We start from the raw sequence: 13495 nt of genomic DNA on the forward strand, positions 1-13495 counted from the left end.
AAATTCCTGCGGGTGCTCCGGCCGCCTTCCACCGGCGGCGAACAGCCTCCCGGAAGCCGAAACCCCTTGTCCGCCGGTAAGACCAGGAGTAGCTTGGCTCGGGCCGGGGATGCCCAGGAATCAAAGCAAAGGACAAGACCATGACCCGTTCTGCACTAAGGTCCGCGGCAGCCGCCGCGGGTGTCGTTTTCCTTCTCGGTTCAGGCAGTGCTGCCGTGGCCAAGCCGGGGGGCACACCTGCCATCCCGCTGAATACTGCCCAGGAGGTCACGGGTGCCAATACCGGCGCCAGCGGCTTCTTCAGCTATTCCATCTCCGGCGACCAGTTCTGCTACACGCTTGAGGCCCGCGACCTCTCCGTGTCCGCCGCTGCCGCGCACATCCACTTCGCCCCCCGCAACCAGGCAGGCGGGGTTGTTGTTCCGCTCACGGTAGGCGCGGGCACCGACTGGGTGGTGGCAGGCTGCGCCACGGCAGATCCCGCCCTGCTGGCGGCGATCGCGGAAAGCCCACGCAGTTACTACGTGAACGTCCACACCGCCACTTTCCCCGGCGGCGAGATCCGCGGCCAGCTTAAGTAGGCAGCCTGAACCACGACGGCGGCGCGGTTCTCTCCCTGGGGAGGGTGCCGCGCCGCCGTCGTACTTGAGGACGGGCCTGTTAAGCCGCGCCCGCCTGCCGCTCTGCCGCTTCAACCACGTTGGTCATCAGCAGCGCCACGGTCATGGGCCCCACTCCCCCGGGGTTCGGCGAAATCCAGCCGGCCACCTCTGCGGCGGCAGGATCAATGTCGCCGTGGACCTGGCTCTTGCCGGTTTCGGGGTCCGTTTCACGGGTAACGCCAACGTCCAGCAGGGCGGCGCCCGGCTTCACGTCCGCAGCCTTGACGATGTGTTTGACGCCCGCCGCACCGACGATGACGTCCGCCTGCCGGAGCAGCTCCGACAGGTTGGCAGTGCCGGTATGGGTCAGCGTGACGGTGGCGTTGACGTTCCGGCGGGTCAGCAGCAGCCCGATGGAACGTCCGATCGTCACGCCGCGGCCAACCACCACCACGTGCTTGCCCGCGAGGCTGTAGCCGTTGCGCTCCAGGAGTTCGATGACGCCGCGGGGCGTGCACGGCAGCGGGGTGGTGATCTCGCCGTTGACGTTCAGCACCAGCCGGCCGAGGTTGGTCGGGTGGAGCCCGTCAGCGTCCTTGGCGGGGTCGATGCGCTCAAGGATGGCGTCGGTGTCCAGGTGCTTCGGCAGCGGCAGCTGCACGATGTAGCCGTGGCAGGCAGGATCCGCATTGAGTTCGTCTATGAGGGCCTCCACCTGGGCCTGCGTGGCGTCCGCGGGCAGTTCGCGCTGGATCGAGTTCATTCCGATCTGCACGGACTGCTTGTGTTTCATCGACACGTACAGCTGCGAGGCCGGGTCCGCGCCCACCAGCACAGTGGCGATGCCGGGTGTGATGCCCTTGGCCTTGAGCGCGGCCACGCGTTCGGTCAACTCGGACTTGATGGCAGCGGCGGTGGCCCTGCCGTCAAGGATCTGCGCGGTTCTGGTGTCAGTCATTGGTTACCACTGCTCGTGCTGCGGGTAGAGCGGGAAGTCGGCGGCGAGCTTGTCCACGCGGGACTGCAGGGCGTCGATGTCCGCGCCGGTGCCGGCCTTCAGTGCGGTGGCGATGATCTCGGCAACCTCGGTGAACTCGGCGGCGCCGAACCCCCGGGTGGCCAGCGCAGGGGTGCCGATGCGCAGGCCGGAGGTGACCATCGGCGGGCGGGGGTCGAACGGCACGGCGTTGCGGTTGACCGTGATGCCCACCGAGTGCAGGAGGTCTTCGGCCTGCTGGCCGTCCAGCTGCGAGTTGCGCAGGTCAACGAGCATAAGGTGCACGTCGGTACCGCCGGTGAGTACGGAGACGCCGGCTTCGGCGACGTCGGCCTGGTTCAGGCGGTCCGCGATGATGCGGGCACCTTCGAGCACGCGCTCCTGGCGCTCCTTGAACTCCTCGGTGCCGGCGATCTTGAAGGCCACGGCCTTGGCGGCGATGACGTGCATCAGGGGCCCGCCCTGCTGGCCGGGGAAGACGCTCGAGTTCAGCTTTTTGGCCCACTGTTCCTTGGCCAGGATGACGCCGGAACGGGGGCCGGCCAGGGTCTTGTGCACCGTGGAGGTGACGACGTCGGAGTGCGGCACCGGGCTCGGATGCAGTCCTGCTGCGACCAGGCCCGCGAAGTGCGCCATGTCGGTCCAGAGCAGCGCGCCCACCTCATCCGCGATGGAACGGAAGGCGGCGAAGTCCAGGTGGCGGGGGTAGGCGGACCAGCCGGCGATGATCACCTGCGGCTTTTCGGCGATGGCCTGCTCGCGGAGCTTGTCCATGTCGATGCGGAAGTTGTCCTCTTCCACCTGGTAAGCCGCAACGTTGTACAGCTTGCCGGAGAAGTTCAGCTTCATGCCGTGGGTCAGGTGGCCGCCGTGCGCCAGGGACAGGCCCAGGATCTTGTCGCCGGGGGTGATCATGGCGGACAGAGCCGCGGCGTTGGCCTGCGCACCGGAGTGCGGCTGGACGTTGGCGTATTCGGCGCCGAAGAGGGCCTTGACGCGGTCGATGGCCAACTGCTCGGCAACATCAACGTACTCGCAGCCGCCATAGTAGCGACGTCCCGGATATCCCTCGGCGTACTTGTTGGTCAGGACGGAACCCTGCGCTTCCATCACCGCCCGCGGTGCGAAGTTTTCGGAGGCGATCATTTCCAGGGTGCCGCGCTGGCGGCCCAGTTCCTGGTCCAGGACTGCGGCGATTTCGGGGTCGAGCTCAGCCAGGGGCTGGTTGCTGACGGCGGTGGTTGTGGTGGCTGGTGTAGTCACGGAAAACTCCTCGCTAGGCGTAAAGGCACTGCTAAGGTCAGGCTACCGGCCGGCGCGCTTCCGCAGCCTGTCGATGACAGGTGTGACAGCGCACGTCATGGTGCTGCGGTACTGACGGGGTGCAGCCCATTTCCGGCAAAACATGACCCTCGGCCCAGGCGTACGATCCGTGGTCTTCGTGATTGCCGCTCCCTGGTGGTTAGCCACCCAACGCCAGTTGCGACGCTTCCAGCCTACCAAATCCAGGGGTTCACCCGCGGGTAGGCTTGTACGCGTGAGTGAAGAGCACCTGACCCAAGCACATGTAGTAACCCTGTCCTGCCCGGACCGCCCCGGGATTGTCCACGCGGTGGCCGGAGCCCTGCTGGTGGCGGGGTGCAATATTACGGACTCACAGCAATACGGCAGCCCCGCGACCGGGAACTTCTTCATGCGGGTGGAGGTGACGACGGCGGCTCCCAAAGCTGAGCTTCGGGCCGCCCTGGACCCGGTGGCCGAGGCGTTCGGAATGCAGTGGAGCCTGGACACGGTGGGCGACAAGGTGCGCACCCTGGTCATGGCCAGCACGTCGGCCCACTGCCTGAACGACCTCCTGTTCCACCAGCGCAGCGGGACCCTGCCCATCGAAATCCCCGCCATCGTGTCCAACCACCGCGACCTGGCCGGACTTGCCGAGTTCTACGGCATCCCGTTCCACTACATTCCCGTCACCCCGGACACCAAGACGGAGGCCGAGGACAAGCTCCGCGCCATTATGGTCGAACAGCGCATCGAACTGACCGTGCTGGCCCGGTACATGCAGATCCTCTCCGACGAACTGTGCACCGAGCTGACCGGACAGGCCATCAACATCCACCACTCGTTCCTGCCGTCCTTCAAAGGCGCCCGCCCGTACCACCAGGCCCACGCCCGCGGCGTTAAGCTCATCGGCGCCACCGCCCATTACGTCACGGCCGCCCTGGACGAGGGGCCCATCATTGAACAGGAAGTCATCCGGGTGGACCACGCGCGCACGCCGGAGCAGTTTGTGCAGATGGGCCGGGACGTCGAAGGCCGCACCCTGGTACAGGCCGTACAGTGGCATGCCGAACACCGGGTCCTCCTGGACGGCAACCGGACCGTGGTGTTCAACTAGCCCCGGACCAGCCGCCCGGCCTTATGCTGAAGCCATGGTTGACGCACCACAGAACGCGGACCATGAGGCGGACCTCGCACTGTTCTACGACCGGCAGGCCCCGGCCGTTAATACCCGGGCCGGAACTCCACAGCGCGTCGCATGCCGGGAGTGGTTTATCCGGCTGCTCAAGAGCGAGCACCGGCGCTCCGTCTTCGAACTCGGATGCGGCACCGGGGTGGAAGGCCTTGAATTTGTCCGTGCGGGTCTGCATTACTGCGGCGTGGACCTCTCCGGCGAAAGCGTCCGCCTGGCCATAGCCAAAGGCCTGAACGCCAGCGTCGCCAGCGGGCGGAGCCTGCCGTTCCTGGACGGCTCCTTCTCTGCCGGGTGGACCATGAGTACCCTGCTGCACGTGCCCAACAGCCTGATCGACGGCGTCGTCAGCGAATTGGTGCGGGTGTGCGCACCAGGCTCGCCCATTGCCGTCGGACTCTGGTCCGGAGATGATGAGGAAGTCCTGAACCCGGAGGACGACCAGGAGCCGCGCCGGTTCTTCAGCCGCCGGAGCGACGCGGCGGTCATGCGGACCTTCGGCGCGCATGGCGAGGTGGAGCACTTCCGCACCTGGCCGGAGGGTACCGGGGATGAGTCAGGGCCGGGGCGGGGCGCATGGATGCAGCACTACCAGTTCCTGGTCCTCCGCACTCCGGATCCCACAGCCGGCCCAGCGGACACATCGGCCCGGGAGCAGCGGCCGCACCCCCGAGTGACCTAGGGTGAATCCATGGCTCCTCTCCATCCTTTTGCCGGCGTTTCACCGGCCGTCCATGACTCCGTTTTCGTCGCCCCCACCGCGTCCATCATCGGCAGCGCCACGCTCGCAGCAGAGTCCAGCGCGTTCTACGGAGTTTCCGTGCGTGCTGACACGGCCACCATCTCCGTCGGCGAAGGCACCAACCTGCAGGACAACGTGGTGCTGCATGCCGACCCCGGATTCCCCTGCACAGTGGGCGCCCGGGTCAGCGTGGGGCACGCCGCCGTCGTCCATGGCTGCACCGTGGAGGACGACTGCCTCATCGGCATGGGCGCCACCATCCTGAACGGTGCAGTGATCGGCACCGGCTCGCTGGTCGCCGCCGGCGCCGTGGTGCTTGAGGGCACCGTCATTCCGCCGCGTTCCCTGGTGGCCGGCGTGCCGGCCAAGGTGCGGCGCGAACTCACCGAGGAAGAGTACGACGGCGTTCGCCGGAACGCGGCGCACTACCGGGAGCTGGCACGCGCCCACCGGGAACAGCACGCGTCATAGTCCCTACCCGCCCCTCACCTCGCAGGCCCGGCCGGGGAACGCACTATGCGTTAACTTCTTGACGCCAAGACCCCGCATAGGGCAATCTTCTTAGCATGCCCGCAACCCCGCGCTCAACGAGGAGCAAACCAACAAATCCCGGCTCCCAGTCGGCGCTGCGCCAATTGAACCAGCAACGGATTATCGAGACCCTGATGGGCGGGCCCTCCACGCAGGCGGAACTCGCCAGGCAGACCGGCCTTTCCACCGCCACCGTCTCGAACATCGTCAAGATCATGCTCGACTCGGGGCTGGCCTCCACGGAGCCGATCACCAGCTCCGGACGGCGCGCCCTCAATGTCCGGCTGAACAGCAACGGCGCCGTCGCGGTGGGCATCGACTTCGGCCGACGGCACCTCAGGGTGGTCCTGGCCTCACTGAGCTACCACGTCATCGCAGAGGAATCGGTTCTCCTCCCCCTGGGGCACCAGGCCGAGGAAGGCATTCAGGCCGCTGTGGCGCTGCTGGAGAAACTGCTGCACGACAGCGGCGTGGAGCGGACCGCCGTAGTGGGGGCCGGCGTCGGAATTCCCGGGCCTATCGACAGGCGCACTGGTACCGTCGCACAAGGTGCCATCCTTCCGGAATGGGTGGGGATCAACATCCTTCAACACCTCGAAGAAACCCTAGAAATGCCCGTCTTTGTTGACAACGACGCGAACCTGGGAGCGTGGTCCGAGGTGACGTGGGGGCAGCACACGGGTGTCAGCAACCTGCTGTTCCTGAAGATCGGCTCGGGCATCGGCGCGGGCCTCATACTCAACGGCGCTCCCTATTACGGCAACGTCGGAATTACCGGCGAAATTGGCCACGCGACCATACACGAACAGGGCTTGGTGTGCCGATGCGGAAACCGCGGATGCCTCGAAACCATCGCCTCCACCACGACCATGATCGAACTCCTCAGCCGCGGCGAGGACAGGCCCCTGACGCCGGCCGATATTGTGCGCAAGGCTCTGGCCCGCGACCCGGCCACGCTGCGGGTGGTGGATGACGCGGGACTGTCGGTGGGGCGTGCCCTGGGAAACGTCGCCAACCTGATCAACCCTGAAGTGATCGTGGTGGGCGGCCCCCTGGCCGGCCTCGGGGACCTTCTGCTGGACCCCATCCGGCGCGGCCTCATCCGGCATGCCGTGCCCGTGATCGGCGAAAGCACCACCTTGACCATGTCTTCCCTTGGCGACCGTGCGGAAGCACTCGGCGCCGCCGCCCTGGTGTTCCAGCACGCCGGCATCAGGAAGACCTAGACCGCATCGTTATCCCGCAGTTGCGTTAAATACTTGACGACAACGCGGGTGATCCAGTTTACTTTTTCATCAGACGGCCCTGCGCTTTGCCTGGCCGGACAAAGAAGTCATTGCATTGGAGGGCTAGGGCACATGACGTCCCAGACCACGCACACCGAACCCGTCATCCTGGAGATGCGGTCCATCACCAAGGAATTCCCCGGCGTCAAAGCCCTGGCGGACGTGAACCTCCGGGTGAAGGCGGGCGAAATCCACGCCATCTGCGGTGAAAACGGAGCCGGCAAGTCCACGCTGATGAAGGTACTCTCCGGCGTCTACCCCCACGGCAGCTACGACGGCGACATTGTGTACCAGGGGCAGGTCCAGCACTTCAAGGACATCCGCGCCAGCGAACACGCGGGCATCGTGATCATCCACCAGGAACTGGCGCTGATCCCGGAGCTGTCCATCATGGAGAACATCTTCCTGGGCAACGAACCCACCAAACGGGGCGTCATCGACTGGGCGGAAGCGCGGACCCGCTCCACCGAACTGCTGGCGAGGGTGGGCCTTCGCGAGGACCCGGATACCCCCATCAAGGAAATCGGCGTCGGCAAGCAGCAGCTCGTTGAAATCGCCAAGGCGCTGAACAAGTCCGTCAAGATCCTCATCCTGGACGAACCCACCGCGGCGCTGAACGAATCCGACTCGCAGCACCTGCTGGACTTGATCCTGGGCCTCAAGGGCCGCGGCATTACCTCCATCATCATTTCCCACAAGCTCAACGAGATCGAGCAGATCGCGGATTCCATCACCATCATCCGTGACGGCAAGTCGATCGAGACGCTCGACGTCAAGGCCGACGGCGTGGACGAGGACCGCATCATCAAAGGCATGGTGGGGCGCACCCTGGAGTCCCGTTTCCCGGAACACACACCCCGCATCGGCGAGGTGTTCTTTGAGGTCAAGAACTGGACCGTGGCCCACCCGACCGTTCAGGACCGGTTGGTCTGCAAAGACTCCAGCTTCTTTGTCCGCCGCGGCGAAATCGTTGGGTTCGCCGGCCTGATGGGGGCGGGCCGCACGGAGTTGGCCCGCTCGGTATTCGGCCGCTCCTACGGGCGGTTCATTGACGGCAATATCTACCTGGACGGCAAGGAAGTGGTCCTCAAATCGGTCCGGCAGGCCATTGATGCCGGATTGGGTTACGTGACCGAAGACCGCAAGTCCCTGGGCCTCAACCTGTTGGACGACATCAAGACCACCACGGTCGCCGCCAACCTCAGGAAGATCAGCCGGCATTCCGTCGTGGATGCCAACCAGGAATTTACGGTTGCCGAGCAGTACCGCAAATCGCTGCGCACCAAGACCCCGTCCGTGGAGGAGGGCGTGGCCAAGCTCTCCGGCGGCAACCAGCAGAAGGTTGTCCTGGCCAAATGGATGTTCACGGACCCGGAGCTGCTGATCCTGGACGAACCCACCCGCGGCATCGATGTAGGTGCCAAATACGAGATTTACGGCATCATCCAGCAGCTGGCCAACCAGGGCAAGGGAGTGATCGTCATTTCCTCTGAACTTCCTGAACTGCTGGGCCTCTCCGACCGCATCTACACCATCTTTGAAGGCGCCATCACCGGTGTCCTGGACAAAGAAGAGGCCACGCAGGAAAGCCTGATGAAGCTGATGACCTCAAACCGCAAAGCCGCCTGACCCCTGGACCACCCAGAACTTCCGGACAAGGACTGACACCATGAACGCCCTTAAAAAGCTGTTTGGCGGCAACACCCGCCAATTCGGCATGATCTTTGCCCTGGTGGCCTTGATCATCTTCTTCCAGATCGCCACGGAGGGCCGGACCCTCACCTCCGGCAACGTCATCAACCTCTTCAACGGCAACTCCTACATCCTGATCCTCGCGATCGGCATGGTCCTGGTCATCATCGCCGGGCACATCGACCTGTCCGTGGGTTCCGTGGCGGCCTTCGTCGGGGTCACCGTCGCCCTGACCATCCGTGACTGGGGGCTGCCCTGGTATGCCGGCGTCCTGCTGGGCCTGCTGCTCGGGGCGCTGATTGGAGCGTGGCAGGGCTGGTGGACCGCCTACGTCGGGATTCCCGCCTTCATCGTCACCCTGGCCGGCATGCTGCTATTCCGCGGGCTGAACCAGTTCGTGGGCAAGTCCAACACCATCCCCGTTCCGGAGAGCTTCCAGTACCTCGGTGCCGGGTACCTTCCCGAGGTGGGTCCGGATACCGGTTACAACAACCTCACCCTCCTCATCGGCGTTGCCGCCGCCGCGTTCGTGATCTTCGGCGAACTGCGGTCCCGGGCCCGAGCCAAGGCTCTTGGCGCGGACGTCCCGGAAATGTGGGTCACGGTGCTGAAGCTGGTGCTGATCAGCGGCGCCATCCTCTACGCGACGTACCTCTTCGCCACCGGCCGTCCGGGTACCTCCTTCCCCATCCCGGGCCTCATCCTGGCCGTCCTGGTGCTGCTCTACGGCTTCATCTCCTCGCGTACCGTCCTGGGCCGCCACGTCTACGCCGTGGGTGGCAACCGGCACGCCGCTGAGCTCTCCGGTGTCCAGTCCAAGAAGGTCAATTTCCTGGTCATGATGAACATGTCCATCCTGGCCGGCCTGGCCGGCATGATCTTCGTGGGACGCTCCACCGCATCGGGCCCCTTCGACGGCGTGGGCTGGGAACTGGACGCCATCGCGGCCGTCTTCATCGGCGGCGCTGCAGTGACCGGCGGCGTGGGCACCGTCGTCGGGTCGATCATCGGCGGCCTGGTGATGGCAGTGCTGAACAACGGCCTGCAGCTCCTGGGGGTCGGCGCGGACCTCACCCAGATCATCAAGGGCCTGGTCCTCCTGATCGCCGTCGCGTTCGACGTCTACAACAAGAGCCAGGGCAAGAAGTCGATTATCGGCATGCTGACCCGGAACATGAACCGGCCCACCGGCGGACCGAACAACCCGCTCCAGCCGGACGAAACAACCTCCACGAAGGAAGCGATCGCCAGGGAAGCCTGAGCCCGCGGCCTGAACATCGTCACAACACCAAAAGGAAAGAGAACCAACAATGCGAATGATTGGTAAAGCAGGAAAGGCAGCAGCGGTCGCTGCCATCGCAGCACTGGCGCTGACGGGTTGCGGCCGGTCGGAATCAACCGGCGGTTCCACCGAAGGCGCCTCCGGATTCCCGCAGGACTCCGCTATCGGCGTCGCGCTTCCGCAGAAGACCAGTGAGAACTGGGTCCTGGCGGAAAAGCTGTTCAACGACGGCCTCAACGGCGCCGGCTTCAAGGCTGACGTACAGTTCGCCAACGGCGGCGTCTCCGAACAGCAGAGCCAGATCAGCGCCATGGTCACCAAGGGCGCCAAGGTCATCATCGTCGGTGCCATCGACGGTTCGCAGCTGGGCACCCAGCTGAAGCAGGCGAAGGACGCCGGCGCTACCGTTATCGCCTATGACCGCCTGCTCCTGAACACGGAGAACGTGGACTACTACGTGGCCTACGACAACTTCAAGGTCGGCGAACTCCAGGGCCAGGCCCTGCTTGAGGGCCTCAAGGCCAAGAAGCCTTCCGGCCCCTACAACATCGAACTGTTCGCCGGTTCCCCGGATGACGCCAACGCGAAGGTCTTCTTCGACGGCGCCATGAGTGTCCTCCAGCCGAAGATCGACGACGGAACCCTGAAGGTCCTCTCCGGCCAGACCAAGTTCGAACAGGCCGTGACCCAGGGCTGGAAGGCGGAGAACGCACAGCGCCGCGCCGACACCCTGCTCACCGGCAGCTACGGCAGCGCCTCCCTGGACGGCGTCCTGTCCCCGAACGACACGCTGGCCCGCGCTGTCCTGACCGCCGTCAAGGGCGCCGGCAAGCCGCTGCCCGTCGTGACGGGCCAGGACTCCGAGGTTGAATCCGTCAAGTCCATCATGGCCGGCGAGCAGTACTCCACCATCAACAAGGACACCCGCAAGCTCGTGGAGCACGCCATCACCATGGTGAAGGACCTCCAGGCGGGCAAGGAGCCCGAGATCAACGACGACAAGTCCTACGAGAACGGCGTCAAGACCGTTCCGGCCTACTTGCTGGAGCCGGTCATCGTCACCAAGGAAAACGTCAAGACCGCTTACACCGACGACCCGGTCCTCGGCCCGATCACCAAGTAGTCAGTTAAGGGAAGGCCCGGCTCCCCGCGATATTCTCGCGGTGGAGCCGGGCTTTCGCGTTCCTGTGGCAGGATGGCTCCATGCCCGCCCCCATCGCCACGCCATGGCTCTCCGCACAGACCGACCAGGACCCCCGCTCCGCCACCGGCAAGACCTTGCGCTGGGGCATCGTCGCCACCGGCTCAATCGCAGGCCTGATGGCCCGGGACCTGTCGCTCCTGGCGGACGCCGAGCTGTACGCCGTCAGCTCCCGGCAGCAGTCTAAAGCCGACGCCTTCGCCGCCGAATACGGGGCGGCCAGGACGTACGTGGACGACGGCGGTGTCCCCGGCTACCAGCGGCTGCTGGCCGATGACCAAGTGGACGTGGTCTACGTTGCAACACCCCACGCGCAGCACCACGAGGTGGTCCTCGCCGCCCTCAACGCCGGTAAGCACGTGCTTTGCGAAAAGGCCTTCACCGTCAACGCCCGGGAAGCCGCGGAGCTGATCGACACCGCGCGGTCCCGGAACCTCTTCCTCATGGAAGCGATGTGGAGCCGCTTCCTCCCCAGCATGCAGCGGGCATTCGAAATCGCCGCCTCGGGCGAGCTGGGTGAAATCCACTGGGTCACGGCCGACCTCGGCTTCCCCGCCCCGTACTCCCCCGGATCCCGGCTCTGGGCTCCGCGGGACGGTGGCGGCGCCCTGCTCGACATCACTGTCTACCCCCTGTTATGGGCGCTGGGAACGCTTGGATTCCCGCAGACGGTAAGTGCCACGGGATTCGTCACCGACGACGGCGTCGACTCCCAGAACGCCCTTACCCTCGGCTACCATCATGCAGCCCAGGTCCAGCTCACCTCGTCGCTCCTGTCGCACGGGCCGCGGACCGCCACGGTTGCCGGAAGCAAAGGCTTCCTGCAAAGCGTCGGATCCATCAACAACCCGCGCGAACTGGTGATCACCAAGGACCGCAACGACCCCCGCACGGAGAAGTTCGACGTCGTTGGCAAGGGGTATACGTACGAGCTGCGGGAGGCGACCCGGTGCATACAGCAGGGCCTGACCGAGAGCCCGGTCATGCCGTTGGAAGACTCCCTTAACACCATGCGCCTTTTTGACGGTGTCCGTGCCCAGCTGGGCGTCAGCTACCCAAACGACCGGCACTGATTTTCCCGGAACCCTCGACGCGGACCCGGCCGGAGTCGTAAGCTGACTTATTATTGGTCGCACCGCTGCTGGGGGTGGTATGCATGGCTCGAGTCCGCTCGCCTTGGCATGCCCTGCGCCCCGTCTTCCTCGCCGGTGCCGCTACGTTCGCCTGGCTGACCTTCTCATCCTCTCCTGCCTCGGCTGATCTTCTGCCGGAACCCACCCCGGCAGTGAATGAGATCCTGATCGATTCACCGACCACCGACATGTTGGCCCCGGTCGTCGACGCGGTCCGGGGAACCGAGCCGGCGGCGCCTGTCACCGCAGTCGTGGATGACACCGTAGGCGTGGTGGAACAGGTCGTCGTTCCCCCCGCAGCCGGGATCGTCGCAGCCACCGAACCACTCATCGATCCGGTATTGGAATCCGTGGAGCCCGTCCTCGTTCCGGTGCAACCGGTCCTGGATCCTGTCGTGGCGCCCGTGGTAGCCCCGGTCACTGAACTTGTGCCGGCTCTGGAACCTCTGGTGGAGCTGGCTCCCGAGGGCCCTGCCCTCGCCATCGCCGGGCTCCTTCCGGATGGGGCTAACGAGCCCGCCGCAACCGGCCCTGCCTTGAACCCCGGCCCTGCCACGGAACCAGCGCCCGCCAGCACAGAACCGACGCAGGCCCTGGAGGCGGGCCCTCCACTTTCCGCTCCGCTGACCGCTGTGGCCGTACCGCTGTGGGCTGGTCCTACCGCGTACGCGGAGAGCCCTGAGCCGGCGCCCGTTCCGCCGTCGTCCCCGCCCGCGCCCGTTCCCGTGGCACCTGGCTCGGGCGGTCCGGGTTCCGGCGGACCGTCGCCGGGCCCAGCCGCCTGGCTGAGCCCTGTCGCCTTTGTTCTTCCCTTCCTTGGCGCGGCCAGCGCCCCGGAGTTCGTGCTTCATGCTCCGGAACCGGTGTCCTTCGACCCCGGTTCGTCTCCTGACTAGTTGAGCCATGCCTGCCTTTTGTCGGCAGGACACGGCAACCGGGCTGCTTACCGCCCACCATCAACTTCTCAGGAGACATCATCATGCGTACCACCCTTCGCCGGGGCCTTCTCGGCACCTTCATGGCCGGCGGGCTCCTCGCCCTCGGCTGCACCGCTGCCAGTGCAGCGGACCACACGGACGGAGCGGACCTGTCCGCTTCAGCCCTCATTTCGGCGGCGGCGTCTGCTGATACGGCGTCATCGGGCCTGCTGGGTGACCCGACGGCGTCCCAGACCATGGACGTCGCCGCTGCTGTCAACCTCACGGCTGACGCCGCCGCCACCACCGGGGCGGACAGCACCACCGCTGACAGCAACCTCGCCGCAGCCGCCGCGGCCGACCTCACCCTCGGCCTCACCACCGGCAGCGACATCGCTGGCGGTGACATCACCGGCACCGACGGCACCGCAACCAACGGGACCACCGACGCGGCACTGACCGCCGACGCAACCCTGGCAGCAACGCTCCACGCCGCCACCACCGGGGCGGACAGCACCACCGCTGACAGCAACCTCGCCACCGCCGCCGCGGCCGACCTCACCCTCGGCCTCACCACCGGCAGCGACATCGCTGGCGGTGACATCACCGGCACCGACGGCACCGCAACCAACGGGACCA

General features: G+C 65.8%; 12 protein-coding genes and 1 pseudogene. 11 read left to right on the plus strand and 2 right to left on the minus strand.

The window, feature by feature from the left end:
• The first annotated feature begins 140 nt into the window (after positions 1-140).
• Positions 141-581: a CHRD domain-containing protein gene (locus ACIQCM_RS09760; RefSeq protein WP_400605758.1), complete on the plus strand. Its 441-nt coding sequence runs from the start codon at positions 141-143 to the stop codon at positions 579-581.
• Positions 582-660: 79 nt separating this feature from the next.
• Here the strand turns inward: ACIQCM_RS09760 and ACIQCM_RS09765 are convergent, their stop codons facing one another.
• Positions 661-1560, minus strand: a complete 900-nt coding sequence (locus ACIQCM_RS09765; protein WP_400605757.1) for a bifunctional methylenetetrahydrofolate dehydrogenase/methenyltetrahydrofolate cyclohydrolase — start codon at positions 1558-1560, stop codon at positions 661-663.
• A gap of 3 nt (positions 1561-1563) precedes the next feature.
• Positions 1564-2862, minus strand: coding sequence for a serine hydroxymethyltransferase (glyA, locus tag ACIQCM_RS09770; RefSeq protein WP_400605755.1), 1299 nt, complete (start codon positions 2860-2862; stop codon positions 1564-1566).
• Positions 2863-3136: 274 nt separating this feature from the next.
• Between glyA and purU the strand changes: the two genes are divergently transcribed.
• From purU to ACIQCM_RS09820, 10 genes and pseudogenes are all read left to right on the plus strand, one after another.
• The gene (gene purU, locus ACIQCM_RS09775; protein WP_400605752.1) at positions 3137-3997 is read left to right on the plus strand and encodes a formyltetrahydrofolate deformylase; all 861 of its coding nucleotides are present in this window, start codon (positions 3137-3139) and stop codon (positions 3995-3997) included.
• 34 nt (positions 3998-4031) lie between these two features.
• The gene (locus tag ACIQCM_RS09780; protein ID WP_400605750.1) at positions 4032-4754 is read left to right on the plus strand and encodes a class I SAM-dependent methyltransferase; all 723 of its coding nucleotides are present in this window, start codon (positions 4032-4034) and stop codon (positions 4752-4754) included.
• Between the two features lie 9 nt (positions 4755-4763).
• A complete protein-coding gene (locus ACIQCM_RS09785) occupies positions 4764-5285 on the plus strand; it encodes a gamma carbonic anhydrase family protein (protein WP_400605747.1) in 522 nt (173 codons plus the stop codon).
• A gap of 95 nt (positions 5286-5380) precedes the next feature.
• On the plus strand, positions 5381-6571 hold the full coding sequence (locus tag ACIQCM_RS09790; protein WP_400605745.1) for an ROK family transcriptional regulator: 1191 nt from the start codon (positions 5381-5383) through the stop codon (positions 6569-6571).
• 132 nt (positions 6572-6703) lie between these two features.
• On the plus strand, positions 6704-8260 hold the full coding sequence (mmsA, locus tag ACIQCM_RS09795; RefSeq protein ID WP_400605743.1) for a multiple monosaccharide ABC transporter ATP-binding protein: 1557 nt from the start codon (positions 6704-6706) through the stop codon (positions 8258-8260).
• Between the two features lie 40 nt (positions 8261-8300).
• Positions 8301-9584 carry a multiple monosaccharide ABC transporter permease gene (gene mmsB, locus ACIQCM_RS09800; protein WP_400605741.1) on the plus strand — a complete coding sequence of 428 codons (1284 nt, stop codon included), beginning with the start codon at positions 8301-8303 and terminating at the stop codon, positions 9582-9584.
• Positions 9585-9633: 49 nt separating this feature from the next.
• Positions 9634-10728, plus strand: coding sequence for a substrate-binding domain-containing protein (locus ACIQCM_RS09805; protein WP_400605739.1), 1095 nt, complete (start codon positions 9634-9636; stop codon positions 10726-10728).
• Positions 10729-10808: 80 nt separating this feature from the next.
• Positions 10809-11879 carry a Gfo/Idh/MocA family protein gene (locus ACIQCM_RS09810; RefSeq protein ID WP_400605737.1) on the plus strand — a complete coding sequence of 357 codons (1071 nt, stop codon included), beginning with the start codon at positions 10809-10811 and terminating at the stop codon, positions 11877-11879.
• Positions 11880-11962: 83 nt separating this feature from the next.
• The gene (locus ACIQCM_RS09815; protein ID WP_400605735.1) at positions 11963-12835 is read left to right on the plus strand and encodes a hypothetical protein; all 873 of its coding nucleotides are present in this window, start codon (positions 11963-11965) and stop codon (positions 12833-12835) included.
• An 83-nt stretch (positions 12836-12918) separates the two neighbouring features.
• A pseudogene (locus tag ACIQCM_RS09820) lies at positions 12919-13495 on the plus strand (hypothetical protein); the annotation flags it as partial.

The sequence above is a fragment of the Pseudarthrobacter sp. NPDC092439 genome (assembly GCF_044754945.1).
Taxonomy (GTDB): domain Bacteria; phylum Actinomycetota; class Actinomycetes; order Actinomycetales; family Micrococcaceae; genus Arthrobacter.

Excerpts from the sequence above, each read along its gene's own strand:
- ACIQCM_RS09760 (WP_400605758.1), top strand. The coding sequence starts at position 141 with ATGACCCGTTCTGCACTAAGGTCCGCGGCAGCCGCCGCGGGTGTCGTT.
- ACIQCM_RS09765 (WP_400605757.1), bottom strand. The coding sequence starts at position 1,560 with ATGACTGACACCAGAACCGCGCAGATCCTTGACGGCAGGGCCACCGCC.
- ACIQCM_RS09780 (WP_400605750.1), top strand. The coding sequence starts at position 4,032 with ATGGTTGACGCACCACAGAACGCGGACCATGAGGCGGACCTCGCACTG.
- ACIQCM_RS09785 (WP_400605747.1), top strand. The coding sequence starts at position 4,764 with ATGGCTCCTCTCCATCCTTTTGCCGGCGTTTCACCGGCCGTCCATGAC.
- ACIQCM_RS09790 (WP_400605745.1), top strand. The coding sequence starts at position 5,381 with ATGCCCGCAACCCCGCGCTCAACGAGGAGCAAACCAACAAATCCCGGC.
- mmsA (WP_400605743.1), top strand. The coding sequence starts at position 6,704 with ATGACGTCCCAGACCACGCACACCGAACCCGTCATCCTGGAGATGCGG.
- mmsB (WP_400605741.1), top strand. The coding sequence starts at position 8,301 with ATGAACGCCCTTAAAAAGCTGTTTGGCGGCAACACCCGCCAATTCGGC.
- ACIQCM_RS09805 (WP_400605739.1), top strand. The coding sequence starts at position 9,634 with ATGCGAATGATTGGTAAAGCAGGAAAGGCAGCAGCGGTCGCTGCCATC.
- ACIQCM_RS09810 (WP_400605737.1), top strand. The coding sequence starts at position 10,809 with ATGCCCGCCCCCATCGCCACGCCATGGCTCTCCGCACAGACCGACCAG.
- ACIQCM_RS09815 (WP_400605735.1), top strand. The coding sequence starts at position 11,963 with ATGGCTCGAGTCCGCTCGCCTTGGCATGCCCTGCGCCCCGTCTTCCTC.